Source organism: Erwinia sp. LJJL01, from assembly GCF_047300805.2.
Classification (GTDB): Bacteria; Pseudomonadota; Gammaproteobacteria; order Enterobacterales; family Enterobacteriaceae; genus Erwinia; species Erwinia aphidicola.
The window spans coordinates 275,236-292,698 of sequence record NZ_CP178576.1; the positions used below are offsets into that span (position 1 = coordinate 275,236).

General features: G+C 55.6%; 11 protein-coding genes. 6 read left to right on the forward strand and 5 right to left on the reverse strand.

What is annotated here, in order from left to right; genetic code table 11:
* Positions 1-570: 570 nt before the first annotated feature.
* Genes ACLI4M_RS02065 through rcsB form a run of 3 tightly spaced genes read left to right on the forward strand, consistent with a single transcriptional unit; the run spans position 571 to position 5,050 of the window.
* On the forward strand, positions 571-1,725 hold the full coding sequence (locus tag ACLI4M_RS02065; protein ID WP_062818157.1) for an MFS transporter: 1,155 nt from the start codon (positions 571-573) through the stop codon (positions 1,723-1,725).
* A gap of 15 nt (positions 1,726-1,740) precedes the next feature.
* Positions 1,741-4,401 carry a phosphotransferase RcsD gene (gene rcsD / locus ACLI4M_RS02070; RefSeq protein ID WP_133623221.1) on the forward strand — a complete coding sequence of 887 codons (2,661 nt, stop codon included), beginning with the start codon at positions 1,741-1,743 and terminating at the stop codon, positions 4,399-4,401.
* Between the two features lies 1 nt (position 4,402).
* Entirely contained in the window at positions 4,403-5,050 is a 648-nt protein-coding gene (rcsB, locus tag ACLI4M_RS02075) for a response regulator transcription factor RcsB (RefSeq protein ID WP_048915479.1), read from the forward strand.
* 231 nt (positions 5,051-5,281) lie between these two features.
* Here rcsB and rcsC read toward each other — a convergent pair whose 3' ends face one another.
* Together rcsC and ACLI4M_RS02085 are read right to left on the reverse strand one after the other, a co-directional pair.
* Complete coding sequence (rcsC, locus tag ACLI4M_RS02080; RefSeq protein WP_133623220.1) at positions 5,282-8,134, reverse strand: two-component system sensor histidine kinase RcsC; 2,853 nt, start codon at positions 8,132-8,134, stop codon at positions 5,282-5,284.
* Positions 8,135-8,235: 101 nt separating this feature from the next.
* Positions 8,236-9,210, reverse strand: coding sequence for a helix-turn-helix domain-containing protein (locus tag ACLI4M_RS02085; RefSeq protein ID WP_048915477.1), 975 nt, complete (start codon positions 9,208-9,210; stop codon positions 8,236-8,238).
* Between the two features lie 79 nt (positions 9,211-9,289).
* Here ACLI4M_RS02085 and ACLI4M_RS02090 point away from each other — a divergent pair, with 79 nt between their 5' ends.
* Positions 9,290-10,276: an alpha/beta hydrolase family protein gene (locus ACLI4M_RS02090; protein WP_133623219.1), complete on the forward strand. Its 987-nt coding sequence runs from the start codon at positions 9,290-9,292 to the stop codon at positions 10,274-10,276.
* 28 nt (positions 10,277-10,304) lie between these two features.
* On the opposite strand, the gene ACLI4M_RS02095 is transcribed toward ACLI4M_RS02090, so the two are convergent.
* From ACLI4M_RS02095 to gyrA, 3 genes are all read right to left on the reverse strand, one after another.
* Positions 10,305-10,505, reverse strand: coding sequence for a hypothetical protein (locus tag ACLI4M_RS02095; RefSeq protein WP_133623218.1), 201 nt, complete (start codon positions 10,503-10,505; stop codon positions 10,305-10,307).
* On the reverse strand, positions 10,486-10,971 hold the full coding sequence (locus ACLI4M_RS02100) for a hypothetical protein (protein ID WP_133623217.1): 486 nt from the start codon (positions 10,969-10,971) through the stop codon (positions 10,486-10,488). The genes ACLI4M_RS02095 and ACLI4M_RS02100 overlap by 20 nt, the downstream gene beginning before the upstream one ends.
* Before the next feature lie 156 nt (positions 10,972-11,127).
* Complete coding sequence (gyrA, locus tag ACLI4M_RS02105) at positions 11,128-13,764, reverse strand: DNA topoisomerase (ATP-hydrolyzing) subunit A (RefSeq protein ID WP_048915474.1); 2,637 nt, start codon at positions 13,762-13,764, stop codon at positions 11,128-11,130.
* A gap of 192 nt (positions 13,765-13,956) precedes the next feature.
* On the opposite strand from gyrA, the gene ubiG reads away from it, so the two are divergent.
* Together ubiG and nrdA are read left to right on the forward strand one after the other, a co-directional pair.
* Positions 13,957-14,685 (forward strand): bifunctional 2-polyprenyl-6-hydroxyphenol methylase/3-demethylubiquinol 3-O-methyltransferase UbiG, encoded by a 729-nt coding sequence (gene ubiG, locus ACLI4M_RS02110; RefSeq protein ID WP_133623216.1) that lies wholly within the window; start codon positions 13,957-13,959, stop codon positions 14,683-14,685.
* A 447-nt stretch (positions 14,686-15,132) separates the two neighbouring features.
* Complete coding sequence (nrdA, locus tag ACLI4M_RS02115) at positions 15,133-17,418, forward strand: class 1a ribonucleoside-diphosphate reductase subunit alpha (protein WP_048915472.1); 2,286 nt, start codon at positions 15,133-15,135, stop codon at positions 17,416-17,418.
* Positions 17,419-17,463: the final 45 nt, after the last annotated feature.

Sequence of the window (17,463 nt, forward strand, 5' to 3'; positions counted from 1 at the left end):
ATGTGTTGTTTGATGTTTATTTATCGGAAGGATAAATTTATTTAATTACTAACCGTACTCGACAGCTGAGAAGAGCGGCAAAAAATGTCAGATAATTACGATTCAGCTGACAGTAATGATTTGATTTAAATCCAAGAAAAATCCTAATCAGCAGCGAGAGGAATGGGCGATTTATTAGGTCAGAGTGGATTAAAAACAGGTAATACCCCCCGGTGAGTTTCGCGAAAATTTCATGTTGATTCGTGACATTCAGCACAAGTTTTATCCCAGACAAATGTCTGGTGAGGAACGGTCATAAAGTCACTGCCAGCAGAATTTTTTTACGCTTTTCCAGTGATTTGGCTTAAGGAGTGATCCCCGTCACGTTTTCCAGGACTCCTCTGGAAATTTGCCCTTAAGCGACAATTCTGATTAACAGCCGCATTTTTTCAGGTTATTAACTCCTCTACCCTAATGTAGCTGGATTGATGCCAGCGCTTTTAACCTCATTCCGCCAGGGTTTAGCTTCTTAAAACAGGTCAGATGTGGTAAAAATTGGGGCTAATTTTTGTGGCTGGCAATAGGGATAAAATGACGACAGTGGATGCGCAAGCCTCTGATACTCAAGCGCGAGCAGTACAGCGCGCAACGCGAATAGCGTTTTTGATCGCCGGTATCGGGATGGCGTCGTGGGCCCCGCTGGTCCCCTACGCTAAACAGCGTGCTCAGCTGAGTGACGGCTCACTCGGTACCCTGCTGCTGTGCCTGGGTTTAGGCTCACTGATCGCCATGCCGCTCACCGGCGTGCTGGTCGGCCGCTTCGGTTGCAAGCGGGTGATGGCCACCGGAAGTGCTCTACTGCTGGTCCTGCTGCCTCTGCTGGCATCGCTCTCAACGCCCCTCTCGCTGGGCCTGACGCTGATGGTATTTGGTGCTGCGATCGGGTTAATCGACGTGGCGATGAATATCCAGGCCGTGGAGGTCGAAAAGGCCGCAGATAAGGCCATGATGTCGGGCTTTCATGGCTTTTTCAGCGCGGGGGGGATTGTCGGTGCCGGTCTGGTCAGCGCGGCCCTCGCCCTTGGCGCCAGTCCGTTAGTTGGCGTGCTGTTTATCGATTTATTACTGGTCCTGCTGTGGCTGGGCTGCCAGCGTCACCTGATGAACCAGCGCCTGCACCAGCCGGATACACCGCTGTTTGTGATGCCGCGTGGCTGGGTACTGTTCCTTGGAGTGATGTGCTTTATTCTGTTTTTAACCGAAGGCGCAATCCTCGACTGGGGGGCGCTGTTCCTCAACCAGGCTCGTGACCTGCCTGCCGCTCAGGCCGGGCTGGGCTATGCGGTGTTCTCGGTGGCGATGACCATTGGCCGCTTAACCGGCGACCGAATCGTTAACTATTTTGGCCGCACCGCGACGCTATTCTGCGGCACGCTCTGCGCCGCCGCCGGGATGCTGCTGGCGGTGTTGGTGCCGAGTACGCTGGTGACGCTGCTGGGTTTTATGCTGATCGGTTTTGGTGGTGCCAATGCCGTACCGATTATGTTCACCGCTGCGGGTAAACAGCAGGTGATGCCGGTCAATCTGGCGATTTCGGCCATGACAACCATCGGTTATGCAGGTATTCTGGCAGGCCCGGCTTTAGTCGGATTTATCTCACAGTTGTCCAGCCTGTCGGTGGCCTTCAGTGCCATTGCCGCGCTGCTTTTAGTCGTGGCTGCCAGCGCCCGACTGATTACACGTTAACTGGGGTTTCATTGCATGTTGCCATATAAATTTCCGCTGACATCCGGCAATGTTACGCGCTTTTTTGTGATGTTTATCGTGGTGCTGCTCCTGGCATCAGGATTTATGATCCACAACGCGGTAAACGCCTGGTTGACGGAAAAACGTTATGCGATGGCGGATATCACCCATGCCATGCAGAAGCGCATTGATACCTATCGCTTCGCCACCTGGCAGATCTATGAAAACCTGGCGGCCAGCGCGGCCGGTATGCCATCGAACAGTCTGCAGGAAACGCGCCTGCGCCCGGACGTCTACTATCTGGAAAAAACCCGTCGTAAAACCGAAGCGCTGATTTTTGGTTCTCACGATAGCGGCACGCTGGATATGACCCTGCGCATGAGCAACTACCTTGATACGCTGTGGGGCGCGGAAAACAGCACCTGGTCGATGTACTTTTTGAACGGCCAGGATAACAGCATGATCCTGGTCTCTACCCTGCCGCTGAAGGATATGGCCACGCGCTACAAAGAGAGCGCCATCAGCAATATCGTTGAGGCACGCCGCGCGGAGATGCTGCAGCAGGCCAACGCCCTGGACGAGCGCGAGAGCTTCTCGCCGCTGCGCCGCTTCAGCTGGCAAAACGACCACTACTTTACGGTACGCACCACTTTTAATCAGCCGGGTCATCTGGCAACCGTGGTGGCGTTTGACCTGCCGGTGAATGACCTGGTCCCGCTCAATATGCCGCTGGAAAACTTCCAGTTGAAGCAGGATGCCGCACCGGTGGCGGAAGGGGATGACAATCAGGACAGCAACGGCAGCACGCGCATTGACTGGGTTAACCCGAATATTGAAATTGCCGCTTCGCTGGCCAGCACCCCGCTACAGCTGGTTTATCGCGTACCGATCACCGGCCTGGTCATTGATACCCTGCACAATCTGCTGTGGCCGCTGCTGGCAAACCTCGCGCTGCTGATCATGTCGCTGGCTGGGCTGTTTTTGCTGCGCCAGCAGTCGCTGCGCCCGAGCGAGAATCAGAGCGCAGAGCTGGAGTCATTGCGCCTGCTGAACGAAGAGATTGTTGGCACGCTGCCGGTCGGTCTGCTGGTGTATGACTTCGCCAACAACCGCACGATTATCAGTAACAAGATTGCCGAACATCTGCTGCCGCATCTTAACCTGCAAAAGATTATCAATATGTCCGATCAGCATCAGGGCGTGCTGCAGGCCACGGTGAACAACGAAGTGTATGAGATCCGCCATGCGCGCAGCGTCATCTCTCCGCATACCCAGCTGTTTATGATGCGCGATCAGGACCGGGAATTACTGGTCAACAAGAAGCTGCAGAAAGCGCAGCAGGTGCTGGATAAAAACCACCAGTCGCGTCAGCAGCTGTTACAGAACCTGGGTCATGCCCTGCAGCGCCCGCTGCATGATGTTATCGGCCGTTTGCAGTCGCTCGGGGCGGAACACCCGCCTGAGCAGCTCGAAGATTCGCTGGAGGCATCAAAGGCTCTGAGCCGCCTGGTGGATGATATCGTGCTGCTGAACCAGCTGGAAACCCTCGACTGGGCGCCGGACGCCTGCAGCTTCAGCCTGCAAACCCTGCTGGATGAGCTGGCGGTAGAGATCCTGCCGATAATGCGCCGCAAAGGGTTGACGCTGATGATTAACAACACCCTTAGCAGCGATGAGATGCGTTTCGGTGACCGCCGGGCCATTGCTAAAATTCTCTCAACGCTGGTGCATTACGCGGTGACCACCACCACCTGGGGCCGCGTCAGCATCACCATCAGCGCACCGCCAGAGCGCGCCGACCGCCTGTCGATTGAGATTGTCGATACCGGCGCGGGGCTGTCCGCCGATGAGATGGCGAATACCGATTTCCCGTTCCTCGGAGAGACGCACCAGGATCGTTTTGGTCAGGCATCCGGTATGGCCTTCTTCCTCTGCAAGCAGCTGTGTAAACAGCTTGGCGGGCATTTGGACATTGCGGCGCGCCCGGATATTGGCTCGCGCTACAGTATTCAGCTACACGCCCCGCTGGAGCCACAGCAGGATCAGGAAGAGAAACTGCTGGAAGGGGTTAACGCCCTGATTGATATTACCGTTGATGACGTGCGTAAAATCGTGGTGCATCAACTGGAAAACTGGGGCGCGAACTGTATTACGCCAGACGAGCGCTTCTCCGGCCAGGAACATGATGTGCTGGTGACTGACGATCCACAGCGTTTAACGCCATGGTCGCTACTGCTCACGGATGATGAACCCGGTTTCAGCCAGCTGGCTGCAAATCAGTACCGCGTGAACTTCAATATCAGCAGTGCGATGCAGGATGCGCTGCTGACGTTGATTGAACAACAGCTTGCCCGGGACGAGTTGACTGACGAAAATATGGACCCGCAGGATACGGCTCAACTTTTCGCCAGTGGCTACTTCCAGCTTTTCGTTGATACAGTACCAGATGATGTAAAGAGGCTGTATAATGAAGCCGCAGACAGGGATTACAGTGCGCTGGCTCAGACCGCACACCGGCTGAAAGGCGTGTTTGCCATGTTAAATTTGCTACCCGGCAAGCAGCTTTGTGAAACGTTAGAACTGCACATTAAAGAATGTGACGATTCAAACATTAAAAATACCACCAGTGAAGTTGACACTTACGTCGATGAACTGCTGCAGCAAGGTAACCAATAATATGAATAACCTGAATGTCATTATTGCCGACGACCATCCTATTGTTCTGTTCGGCATTCGTAAGTCGCTTGAGCAGATTGAATGGGTCAACGTTGTAGGCGAATTTGAAGACTCCACGGCCTTAGTTAACAGCCTGCCTAAGCTTGATGCGAACGTGCTGATCACCGACCTTTCTATGCCAGGTGAGAAATATGGCGACGGTATTACGCTGATTAAATACATCAAGCGTCACTATCCCGACCTGTCGATTATTGTTCTGACCATGAACAATAACCCGGCGATCCTGAGCGCGGTACTGGACCTGGATATCGAAGGGATTGTCCTGAAGCAGGGTGCACCAACCGACCTGCCGAAAGCGCTGGCAGCCTTGCAGAAGGGTAAGAAATATACTCCGGATAGCGTGGCAAAACTGCTGGAGAAAATCAGCGCGGGTGGCTACGGTGACAAACGTCTGTCGCCGAAAGAGAGCGAAGTATTACGCCTGTTTGCTGAAGGTTTCCTGGTGACTGAAATTGCCAAGAAGCTGAACCGCAGTATTAAAACCATCAGTAGCCAGAAGAAATCAGCGATGATGAAACTGGGTGTTGATAACGATATTGCCCTGCTGAATTATCTCTCTTCAGTGAGCATGTCTCCTTCCGTAGATTAAGCCAATATTCACCTGGCGGGTCGACCGGAAAAAATGGTCGACCCCTACGAGGGAATGTGTAACGGGTCGACCGGAAAAATGGCCGCCCCCTGCGAGGGAATGTGTAACGGGTCGACCGGAAAAATGGCCGCCCCCTGCGAGGGAATCTGTAACGGGTCGACCGGAAAAATGGCCGACCCCTACATGGGAATTTGTAGGGGCTGACCTTCTTTTCCGGTCAGCCCTTAATACTTAAACGCTACCCCTGCCCTTTCTCACCCGCTCCGCATAAAACGCCAGCGCCTGCTGCAACGTATCCATCGTCACCGGCTTCGACAGGCAGTTATCCATTCCGGCCTCAATACAACGCTGCTTCTCTTCGGCCAGCGCATTCGCGGTCACGCCGACCACCGGGAAAGTTTGCCCCAGCTCGCGCAGGCGCTGCGTCAAACGGTAGCCATCCATATTCGGCATATTGACATCGGTCAGCACAATATCAATCTCGCTGCGGCTCAGTACATTGAGGGCATCAATACCGTCCTGCGCCGTTTTGACGCGGTAACCCAGCGAGCCGAGCTGATCTGACAGCAGCATGCGGTTGATCGGATGGTCATCAACCACCAGAATCAGGATATCGTCATTGCTGACGCCGCTCTCCTGCTCAACCAGCGTGGCCGGTAATCCTTCCGGCATCGCGACTTCCACGCGATAAATGCGCCCAAGCAGCACCGGCAGCTCGTGCGGCGTGGTCGTGGCGCACAGCCAGCGCCCCGGCAGCACTTCGCGCGGTCCGTCATTATGACGATTGTCGAAGCGTATCACAGCGCGCACGTTCTGTTCCGGCTGGCAGTCGTAATCGCAGATAATCACGTCCTCCGCTTCAGCCTCACCCTCGTAGCGCCGCACCTGGATGCCATGACCACGCAGCATTTTGTCGAGGAATTCCGCCAGCTGATCGTTACGCACCGCCAGCCAGCACTGTTTATCCTGCAAGCCATCATGCAGCTCGGGGGTCATCACCCGGCTGTTGTAGAGCGGTATACGAATAATAAACTGGCTGCCCATCCCCGGCTCGGAGTCCACCTCAATATCGCCGTCCATCATGTTGATCAGCTTCTCACAGATCGCCAGCCCGAGTCCGGTTCCCTGGAAATTCCGCTGCACGCCGCTGCCGACCTGGAAGAACGGGTCAAACAATCGGGTCAGCTCCTTCGCCGGGATCCCCACGCCGCTGTCGCGCACGCGGAACGCCAGGTAACCATCCTTGACGTAGGCGTGCAGAACGATGCCGCCGGTATGGGTAAACTTGATGGAATTACTCAGCAGGTTGGAGATCACCTGCTGCAAACGCATCGGATCGCCGTCCAGCGTCACCGGCACGTCGCTGTCGATAAAGCACCACAGCGTCAGACGCTTTTTCACCACCATCGCCAGATAGTTGGAGGTGATATGCGCTATCACCTCACGCGGGGAAAACTCACGCGGCTCAATCTTCAACTGCTCAGACTCGATTTTCGAGAAATCGAGGATATCACTGATGATTTTCAGCAGCAGGCTGGAGGAGTTGTTCATCGCCGTCACCAGCGACTCCACGCCTTTCGGTAAGGTTTTGGTTTGCAGCAGGTCGAGGTTACCAATAATGCCGTACAGCGGGGTGCGTAGCTCGTGGCTGACGGTGGCGAGGAACATCGATTTCGACTGGCTGGCCTGCTCTGCGGCCTGCGCCATCTCCTGCAGCGACTCTTCCATCTTCACGCGCGCGCTGACATCCACCAGCACGCAGATCGCCACGTTTTCATTGCGGTAGCGTGAATGCACAAAGCTGATTTGCAGGTTGGTATTGCTTCCGGTCAGCACGTCGACAAAGTTAACCTGCTGTCCGCAGATAATCTCGGTCAGACGCAGCCGGTCTTCCTGGGTCAGCATGGTGAGGTAGTTGTGCGCCAGCTCGTTACTCAGAATATTGGTGCCGTCGCTGGTGCGCAGAATGCAGATCCCGACCGGCGCCGAAGCGACAATTTTGCGGTTGAACTGCTCATGCTCTTCCAGCCGGTGTGCATTATCCTCGGCGGGGAGAAACATGCGGCGCTCGAACAGCCAGGCGAGGGTAAACAGGATAATCGCGCTGATAATATTCAGCAGGATGGCGTTGATCAGCAGCATTTTTAGCGGCTCAATCATCGCGCTGGTCGGCACCGAGTACACCACGCTCAGGGACGAAGGCGGCAGCTCTTTTTTCATCACCAGCTGTTTGTACCCGGCAACATAGCCAAACCAGCTGGCGTCATCAGGGAGATCGTCGGCGGAAAAGGCCAGCGCGCCGCGGGACGAAGAGAGCACCCGCTGGTTGTTCTGATCGACCAGCGTCACCGCCACCGGCAGGTTGCCCGGGGTGATAAAGTCCTCCATACGAATGCTCTGCTCAATACCGAGCAGCGCCGCAACCTTATTCGCCACATAAACCGGGGTGATCATATAGTAATAGCCGACCCCCGGCTGCGCGGTTGGCGACACCCAGAACAGGCTATTTTTGCGCTCCTCTTCGTTGCCGCTGCGGTACTTCAGGATGCGTTCATGCAGCGATTTCAGCGCTCGCTCACGGTCGACGGAAGCATTCCCCACCCCGAAGTCCGCCAGGCACTGGCTCTCGCCACCGACGAAAAATACCCGGTTCAGCTCATAGGCCGAGGCAAAGTTCACTTTCCAGTAATTGAGGAAATAGCTGAGCGATTCCAGCGAATTACGCCAGGTGTTGCTCATCGCACTACAGTCTGAATCGGCATAAAGCGGGTAGAACTGCGGCAGCGTACTCTTACCGGGAAACACGCCGTTCAGCACATCAAGCCCGCTGGAGGAGGTATTCAGGCGGTTTTCAGCAATAAACTTCAGCTCGCGCGTCACGTCTGCGGAGTGACGCACGTACCACTGAGTCTGGTCATAGCTGGTATTAAACTCCTGGCGAACCTGGGACTCTCTCTCGTGCAGGACGTTAATAATGTAGAACGTTGTCAGCAAGGCACCCAGCATCCACAGCATCAGCGCCAGCGCACGGAACAGGTAGCGCGAGATTTTTAACGTTGTACGGAAAGAGACAAGATATTTCAAACGGGACCCACGCAGCCATCAGCAGTGATAAACAGAGTGCCGATACAGTAGCGTTCACCTGCTGAAAAAGCCAGTTATCCCCGCCCCGCCCCCGCTCTATTTCAGCTAATTCTGCTTTGTTCCCCGGACTCTTTACGCCACTGCGAGGGGGTTTTGCCGGTAATGCGCAGAAACTCGCGATTAAAGTTTGATTTGGTCTGGAAACCGACGTTTTCCATGATCTCAATGATCGTACTCTGACTGCGGCAAAGGTGCTCGCAGGCTTCAGCAATTCGCCAACTGTTAACATATTGCGATACGCTCTGGCGGTGGAGTGCATTGATGGCGGCGGAGACCTGACGACTCGGAATTCCTGATTTACGCGCCAGCTGCTCGAGGTTCAGTCCGGTCTCGCGATGAATACCGCTACGCATCAGCTCATCGATGCGCTCGAGCACGGCGGCGTCGCCCTCTTTCACTTTGCGCGATTTTACCGCCGTGCTGGCGGTGGCAGGCGTCAGCAGTAGCGTCAGGGCCACCAGCAGGCAAACCAGTAAATTACCGCAGGCTGTTAATAGCTGAACCCCGCTGCCCGCCCTGTATTCCAGCAGCCCCGCAACGCTGATGTCGATCAGCGCGACCGCGATTAGCAAGACGGCCAGCAGACGCCAGCCATTCACGCTCAGGCCACTGCTCTCCAGCGGCAGCTGGCAGAAAGTGTCCCTGCCCTGACGCAATGTTATCAGCATCGCTGCTGCGCTACTCATCCAGATGACTGCCATCAGCCCATCAATCGCCTGCGGTAGCCACAGGATACTGCCCGCCATTAACAGTAGCGCCAGCACGCTAAGCGCAAGATGCAGCCTCTGCCCGGTGGCCTGGCACAGTGCCAGATAGCAAAACAGCGGCAGCGCGACTGCCGTCAGCGGCTGTATTATGCGCAGCTGATTAAACTGCGGCAGTGCCCCCAAACCGGCAACCACCGTGTGCAGCAGGAAAACCAGCAGCAGCAGACGGAAGAACGCGCCAGCCTGACGTTTCTGCACCAGCAGCAGCAGGCAGGCAAAGCTAAGGAGAAAATTTATCGGTATTAGCATAGGACTCAATCGCGATCGAGGACGCCAGGCGCCTGTAAAGTTCTGATAATGTGACTTTTATACGCGAGGAGTAAATAAGATGCGCCTGATTTTTCTGTTTTCACTGATGCTAATCAGTTTCTCGAGCTGGAGCTATTCCGTTGCTACACAGCAGGAAACGCTCAGTAATCCTGCCCTGAAGCGCACGCTCAATGTCCGTATTTTCTACCCCAGCGATAGCCATCGGGCGGCCAGGTTGCAGGCAGCAAGCCCGGTGTTCTCTGGATTTTATGCGTCAGAACAGGCTCAGCCTGCTGCAGGTCAGTTTCCCCTGATTGTGCTGAGCCACGGCAGCGGCGGTAATAACAGCAGCCTGGCCTGGCTGGCCGTGCCGCTGGCGGCGCAAGGGGCCATTGTGATTGCCGCTAATCACCCGGGCAGCACCACCGGCGATTCCAGCCCCGATACCGACCTCACGCTGCAGACGCGCGACCTGTCGTTTTTAATCACCCACTATCTTGATGACGCCAGATGGCGGCCTGCCATTGACGCCAACAGGATTGGTGCTATCGGGCATTCAAAGGGCGGTTACAGCGTGCTGGCACTGGCCGGGGCGCGGATAACACAGGCACGGCTGGTTGATTACTGCCGCAGCAAACCGCAGATGCCGGACTGCCAGTTTTATCAGCGCGGGCACCTGCCGCTGGCACAGCGATCGGCGGCCACGCTGGCGGCCAGCTATCGTGACCCGCGAGTGAAGTTTGTCGTCGCTATCGACCCGGCAATGAGCGATGTTTTCACTCCCGCCAGCCTGCATTCCATTACCCTTCCACTGCTGGTGATTGCCGCGGGCTATTATATCCGCGCGCAGCCGGAGATTAATTTGGGGGTGGATAGGTTGCCGCTACCGCTGTTGCACCTGCCACAGGCCGGGCACTTTGACTTCCTGCCGCAATGTCAGCCAGCGGCACAAGCGATTCTGGCAGAGGAGGGGGAAGCATTTATTTGCGAAACATCGCGGGAAAAGCGTGAGGAGGTACATCAGCAGACAATTACCGCCGTCAGCGCGTTTATTCAGCGCAGCTGAGCAGCGGGAGTTTCAATATGGAGTGAACTCAGCGTTTCGATTTGAGTTCAGGTTTGGCAGAGAGGTCGGGGCCAAGGAAAGGCTCCAGCGATCCATACTCGAGCAGGATTTGGCGTATCCTCGCACTGCTTTCCAGAAACATCTGGTCCATCGCTGCGCCGATCGCTTCCCGCCGCTTTGAGGTGGCTATGATGCTCATATCCATAGCACTACTTTTTTTCAATGACATATACTGCCTCCTGCAACCACGTCTGATTATAGATAAATCCTTTTTCAGCGGCATGACGCCGCAGCAATCTATCGTACATTTTCCCTAATGCCGGATGGATTGGCATAGCCAGAAGAGAGGCTACAAGCTGATGCTGAAGAAAACTCTCCACCGCCTGGCCGACCCCTTCTGCCAAAAACCGTATCAACTCACTGTAGCTAAATGCCATACGGCGGTCGACTCTGTAGCGGGCACCAGGTTCCGACGAGAATAGCGCGTCATATGGATAAAAATCAACCAACCAACAGCAATTCTGTAGGTAATAACCAGACCAGTAACAACCAAAGCAGTTATGGATCATCGTTGGTAATCTTTTTATCTCAACAACATATTCATTGTTTCTACCCCCTGACTTTTTAACCGAAACCAGATAACTCAGCGCGTTGGCTAATAGCGGTGATGAGAACGCCTTAACAGTAATATCCATGGCCACCTCTCCTTTTGGGTACCCGCGGGTTGTATCACTCTCTGCTCTGCTGGTCAGATTTGGCGCTGCATCCTGCGTAGCGTCTTCCAGATCCCCAGATTTCAGGCAAAAAAAAGCCGGTTCAGCTGAACCGGCTTTTTCATCAGGGCTTAACGATTACTCGTCGTCGGCCTCTGGCGCTTCATCGTCATTGTCGACTTCAGGTGCGATATCATCATCGCCTTCCGCCACGCTGCCGTCGATAGCATCGAGCTCTTCTTCCGCTACCGGCTCGGCCACGCGCTGCAGGCCAACCACGTTTTCATCTTCCGCGGTACGGATCAGGATCACACCCTGGGTGTTACGCCCGACCACACTCACTTCAGAAACGCGGGTACGCACCAGCGTACCGGCATCGGTGATCATCATGATCTGATCGCTGTCGACCACCTGTACCGCACCGATAACCGGTCCGTTACGCTCGGTGACTTTAATCGAGATCACCCCCTGAGTCGCACGCGACTTGGTCGGGTATTCGCTGTTGGCGGTACGCTTACCGTAACCGTTCTGCGTCACCGTCAGGATGGCGCCGTCATCACGCGGCACAATCAGGGAAACCACGCGGTCACCTTCTGCCAGCTTGATACCGCGCACGCCTGAGGCGGTACGGCCCATGGCACGCACAGCGCTTTCAGCGAAGCGCACCACTTTACCGGCGGCAGAGAACAGCATGGTTTCATCCGTGCCGTTAGTCAGGGCCACGCCGATCAGTTCGTCGTCGTCACGCAGGTTGACGGCAATAATACCGGCACTGCGCGGACGGCTGAACTCGGTCAGCGCGGTTTTCTTCACGGTACCGCTGGCGGTCGCCATAAAGATGTTCCAGCCCTCGGCGTATTCACGCACCGGCAGGATCGCGGTAATACGTTCATTCGCTTCCAGCGGCAGCAGGTTGACGATTGGACGCCCACGCGCACCGCGGCTCGCTTCCGGCAGCTGGTAGACCTTCATCCAGTAGAGACGACCGCGGCTTGAGAAGCAGAGGATGGTGTCATGGGTGTTGGCCACCAGCAGGCGGTCAATAAAGTCCTCTTCTTTAATACGCGCTGCCGATTTACCCTTACCGCCGCGGCGCTGCGCTTCGTAATCAGTCAGTGGCTGATACTTCACGTAGCCCTGGTGCGACAGGGTCACCACAACGTCTTCCTGGTTGATCAGGTCTTCGATGTTGATATCGGCGCTGTTGGCGGTGATCTCGGTACGACGCGCGTCGCCGAACTGATCGCGGATCAGCTCCAGCTCTTCACGGATCACTTCCATCAGGCGCTCTGAACTGCCCAGAATACGCAGCAGTTCGGCAATCTGCGCCAGCAGATCTTTATACTCGTCGAGCAGTTTTTCATGCTCAAGGCCGGTCAGTTTCTGCAGGCGTAAATCCAGGATAGCCTGCGCCTGCTGCTCGGTCAGGTAGTACTGGCCGTCACGAATACCGTACTGCTCTTCCAGCCACTCAGGGCGGGCGGCGTTGTCACCGGCACGTTCCAGCATCGCAGAAACGTTGCCCAGCAGCCATGGGCGGGCAATCAGGCCCGCTTTTGCTTCGGCTGGGGTCGCAGCCTGGCGGATCAGCTCGATAATCGGATCGATGTTTGCCAGCGCCACGGCCAGTGCTTCAAGGATATGGGCACGGTCGCGCGCTTTACGCAGTTCGAAGATGGTACGGCGGGTGATCACTTCACGACGGTGACGCACGAAGGCTTCGAGAATATCCTTCAGCGGCATAATCTTCGGCTGGCCCTGATGCAGTGCCACCATGTTGATGCCGAAAGAAGTTTGCAGCTGCGTCAGCGAGTAAAGGTTGTTTAACACCACTTCGCCCACCGCATCGCGCTTCACTTCGATGACGATGCGCATCCCGTCTTTGTCGGACTCATCGCGCAGAGCGCTGATGCCTTCCAGACGCTTCTCTTTCACCAGCTCGGCGATTTTCTCAATCAGGCGCGCTTTGTTCACCTGATAAGGAATTTCATGCACGATGATAGTTTCACGGCCGGTCTTGGCATCCACTTCCACTTCGCCACGGGCGCGGATGTAAATTTTGCCGCGACCGGTACGATAAGCTTCTTCGATGCCGCGACGACCGTTGATGATAGCAGCGGTGGGGAAGTCCGGGCCTGGGATGTGCTCCATCAGGCCTTCAACGGTGATGTTCTCATCGTCGATATACGCCAGACAGCCGTTGATCACTTCGGTCAGGTTGTGCGGCGGAATGTTGGTCGCCATACCGACTGCAATCCCCGAAGCACCGTTAACCAGCAGGTTAGGTACGCGGGTTGGCATCACTTCTGGGATCTGCTCGGTGCCGTCGTAGTTTGGCACAAAGTCGACGGTCTCTTTTTCAAGATCCGCCAGCAGTTCGTGAGCAATTTTGGACATGCGCACTTCGGTATAACGCATCGCCGCAGCCGAGTCGCCGTCGACGGAGCCGAAGTTACCCTGGCCATCGACCAGCATGTAGCGCAGCGAGAATGGCTGCGCCATACGCACGATGGTGTCGTACACGGCGGTATCACCATGCGGGTGATATTTACCGATGACGTCGCCGACAACACGGGCGGATTTTTTATAGGCTTTGTTCCAGTCGTTACCGAGCACGTTCATAGCGTAAAGCACACGGCGGTGAACCGGCTTTAAACCATCACGGACATCTGGCAGCGCACGGCCAACGATGACCGACATTGCATAATCCAGATAAGAGTTCTTTAGCTCTTCTTCGATATTGACCGGTGTAATTTCGCGGGCGAGGTCGCTCATGGACGCGCTTTCCTTCTGTCTTATTCCCGGATTCAAAGGTGCGAAAGTATATCACATCGCGGGCATGTGTTGAATGGAAAGCATCGCTTTGGCCGCTTTATTGCATTCTGTTTTTAGCGCAGGCAACAACCCTGGCTGTCAGGGGCGGGAAACTTGTATACTGCGGCAAACTTTGGCCGGAGTCATACCCCAATGAAAGCAGAACATAACGCGGGCGCGCAGAACGTAGACCATGGCGAGATCGCCAAATTTGAAGCGGTAGCGACACGCTGGTGGGACCTGGATGGCGAATTTAAGCCGCTGCACCGAATTAACCCCCTGCGCCTCGGCTGGATTGCCCAGCACTGCGACGGGCTGTTTGGTAAAAAGATCCTCGACGTCGGCTGCGGCGGCGGCATCCTGGCGGAGAGCATGGCACGTGAAGGTGCTAACGTCACCGGGCTGGACATGGGCGCGGAGCCGTTACAGGTCGCCCGTCTGCACGCGCTGGAAAGCGGTGTAACCATTGATTACGTGCAGCAAACGGTTGAAGAGCACGCCGAACAGTTCGCCGGGCAGTATGACGTGGTGACCTGCATGGAGATGCTGGAGCACGTGCCGGACCCGCGCTCTGTGGTTCACGCCTGCGCCAGGCTGGTGAAACCCGGCGGCGAAGTGTTCTTCTCTACGCTGAACCGCAACAGCAAAGCCTGGCTGATGGCGATTATCGGCGCTGAGTACGTGCTGCGCATGGTGCCGCGCGGAACGCACGACATCAAAAAATTCATCCGCCCCGGCGAACTGCTGAACTGGGTTGACGAAACCCCACTGCGCGAGCGCCATATCATTGGCCTGCACTACAACCCGCTGACCAACCACTTCAAGCTGGCCCCTGGCGTTGATGTGAACTACATGGTTCACACGCACCGCGCAATTGACTGACCCATCAGGGGGTGGATACCACTCCACCCCTGCCAGATCTTTTTCGTCTTACAACTGTCATCACGGCTGAGTTAGGGTTACCCCATCACGACAATTATTGCTGTGAGGCGTCTCAATACGCCGCATTTTTCAGCAAAGAAATTCAGGAAATATCGGGGATGAACAAGAAACCCGCGCTCGATCAAATTTCTAAAAAATTTCTCAAACCATTGACATCGACTGTGGGCCTTGAGAAACGTGGACTTAGGAAAAATACCCACCCTGCGACAGTAGTTTAACCTGAAAATCAAGCCTTGTTAAGCACGCGGAAATTACTAGAATACTCACCATATTGTTAGTCAGTCTTCCCTCACCCCCTATATATAGTGTTTATCCACAGAGTTACTCACAACGAGCAAGCTGTGTATAAACGTGGGGATTATTTGTTAAGGACAGGTAAAACGCGACATGAATCAGAGTCTGCTTGTAACCAAACGCGACGGCCGCACCGAACGCATCGATCTCGATAAAATCCACCGTGTTCTCGACTGGGCTGCCGAAGGTCTGCAAAACGTCTCCGTTTCGCAGGTTGAACTGCGTTCACACATCCAGTTCTACGAAGGTATTCGCACCTCCGACATTCATGAAACGGTGATCAAGTCTGCCGCTGACCTGATCTCGCGTGATGCACCTGATTACCAGTACATGGCCGCCCGCCTGGCCATCTTCCACCTGCGTAAAAAAGCCTACGGCCAGTTCGAGCCGCCGAAGCTGATCGAGCAGGTCAAACGCATGGTCGATATGGGCAAATATGACCCTCACCTGCTGGAAGATTACAGCGCGGAAGAGTTCGAGCAGATGGACGGCTTTATCGACCACTGGCGCGACATGAACTTCTCCTATGCGGCAGTCAAGCAGCTGGAAGGTAAATACCTGGTGCAGAACCGCGTCAGCGGTGAGATCTACGAGAGCGCGCAGTTCCTGTATATCCTCGTGGCCGCCTGCCTGTTCTCTGGCTACCCGCGTGAAACCCGTCTTGATTACGTCAAGCGTTTCTACGATGCGATCTCCACCTTTAAGATTTCGCTGCCGACGCCAATTATGTCCGGCGTGCGCACCCCGACGCGCCAGTTCAGCTCCTGCGTACTGATTGAGTGCGGCGACAGCCTTGATTCCATTAACGCCACCTCCAGCGCGATTGTGAAGTACGTTTCTCAGCGTGCCGGTATCGGCATTAACGCCGGTCGCATCCGTGCGCTGGGCAGCCCGATCCGCGGCGGTGAAGCATTCCACACCGGCTGCATTCCGTTCTATAAGCACTTCCAGACCGCGGTGAAGTCCTGCTCTCAGGGCGGCGTGCGCGGCGGTGCAGCGACCCTGTTCTACCCAATGTGGCATCTGGAAGTGGAAAGCCTGCTGGTGCTGAAGAACAACCGCGGCGTTGAAGGCAACCGCGTGCGTCATATGGACTACGGCGTGCAGCTGAACAAGCTGATGTATCAGCGCCTGCTGAAGGGTGAAGAGATTACTCTGTTCAGCCCGTCCGACGTGCCTGGCCTGTATGACGCGTTCTTCGCCGATCAGGATGAGTTTGAGCGCCTGTACACCAAATACGAGAAAGACGACAGCATCCGCAAGCAGCGCGTGAAGGCGGTGGATCTGTTCTCGCTGATGATGCAGGAACGCGCCTCTACCGGCCGTATCTACATTCAGAACGTTGACCACTGCAACACCCACAGCCCGTTTGACCCGGCAATCGCGCCAGTGCGCCAGTCTAACCTGTGCCTGGAGATCGCACTGCCGACCAAACCGCTGCTGGATGTTAACGACGAAAATGGCGAAATCGCGCTCTGTACGCTGTCGGCGTTTAACCTCGGCGCGATTGAGAGCCTGGACGATCTGCAGGAGCTGGCAACCCTGGCGGTGCGTGCGCTGGATGCCCTGCTCGACTACCAGGACTACCCAATCCCGGCCGCGCAGCGTGGCGCAATGGGCCGCCGTACTCTGGGTATTGGCGTGATCAACTACGCTTACTACCTGGCGAAGAACGGCGTGCGTTACTCCGACGGCAGCGCTAATGTCCTGACGCACCAGACCTTTGAAGCCATTCAGTACTGGTTGCTGAAAGCCTCTAACGATCTGGCTATCGAACAGGGTGCCTGCCCGTGGTTTAACGAAACCACCTATGCGCAGGGTATTATGCCGATCGACACCTATAAGAAGGACCTGGATGCGATCTGTGATACGCCGCTGCTGCTGGACTGGGAAGCGCTGCGTGAATCGGTGAAAACCCACGGCCTGCGCAACTCTACGCTCTCTGCCCTGATGCCGTCTGAGACCTCTTCCCAGATCTCGAACGCCACCAACGGTATTGAACCACCGCGCGGTCATATCAGCATTAAAGCGTCGAAAGACGGCATTCTGCGTCAGGTGGTGCCAGAGTATGAGCGCCTGAAAGATAACTACGAACTGCTGTGGGATATGCCAAATAACGACGGTTACCTGCAGCTGGTCGGCCTGATGCAGAAATTTATCGACCAGGCAATTTCATCCAACACCAACTACGACCCGACGCGCTTCGCCAACGGTAAGGTGCCGATGAAGCAGCTGCTGAAAGACCTGCTGACTGCCTATAAGTTTGGCGTGAAAACGCTCTACTACCAAAACACCCGTGACGGTGCGGAAGATACGCAGGAAGATCTGGCGCCATCGATTCAGGATGACGGCTGTGAAAGCGGCGCCTGCAAAATTTAACCCGATTTAACAGCAGGGCCAGGCATGCCTGGCCCCTACAGCATT

What these genes read in the sequence shown, in the direction of transcription:
- ACLI4M_RS02065 (WP_062818157.1), top strand. Translation starts at nt 571, where the DNA reads ATGACGACAGTGGATGCGCAAGCCTCTGATACTCAAGCGCGAGCAGTA.
- rcsD (WP_133623221.1), top strand. Translation starts at nt 1,741, where the DNA reads ATGTTGCCATATAAATTTCCGCTGACATCCGGCAATGTTACGCGCTTT.
- rcsB (WP_048915479.1), top strand. Translation starts at nt 4,403, where the DNA reads ATGAATAACCTGAATGTCATTATTGCCGACGACCATCCTATTGTTCTG.
- ACLI4M_RS02085 (WP_048915477.1), bottom strand. Translation starts at nt 9,210, where the DNA reads ATGCTAATACCGATAAATTTTCTCCTTAGCTTTGCCTGCCTGCTGCTG.
- ACLI4M_RS02090 (WP_133623219.1), top strand. Translation starts at nt 9,290, where the DNA reads ATGCGCCTGATTTTTCTGTTTTCACTGATGCTAATCAGTTTCTCGAGC.
- ACLI4M_RS02095 (WP_133623218.1), bottom strand. Translation starts at nt 10,505, where the DNA reads ATGTCATTGAAAAAAAGTAGTGCTATGGATATGAGCATCATAGCCACC.
- ACLI4M_RS02100 (WP_133623217.1), bottom strand. Translation starts at nt 10,971, where the DNA reads ATGGATATTACTGTTAAGGCGTTCTCATCACCGCTATTAGCCAACGCG.
- gyrA (WP_048915474.1), bottom strand. Translation starts at nt 13,764, where the DNA reads ATGAGCGACCTCGCCCGCGAAATTACACCGGTCAATATCGAAGAAGAG.
- ubiG (WP_133623216.1), top strand. Translation starts at nt 13,957, where the DNA reads ATGAAAGCAGAACATAACGCGGGCGCGCAGAACGTAGACCATGGCGAG.
- nrdA (WP_048915472.1), top strand. Translation starts at nt 15,133, where the DNA reads ATGAATCAGAGTCTGCTTGTAACCAAACGCGACGGCCGCACCGAACGC.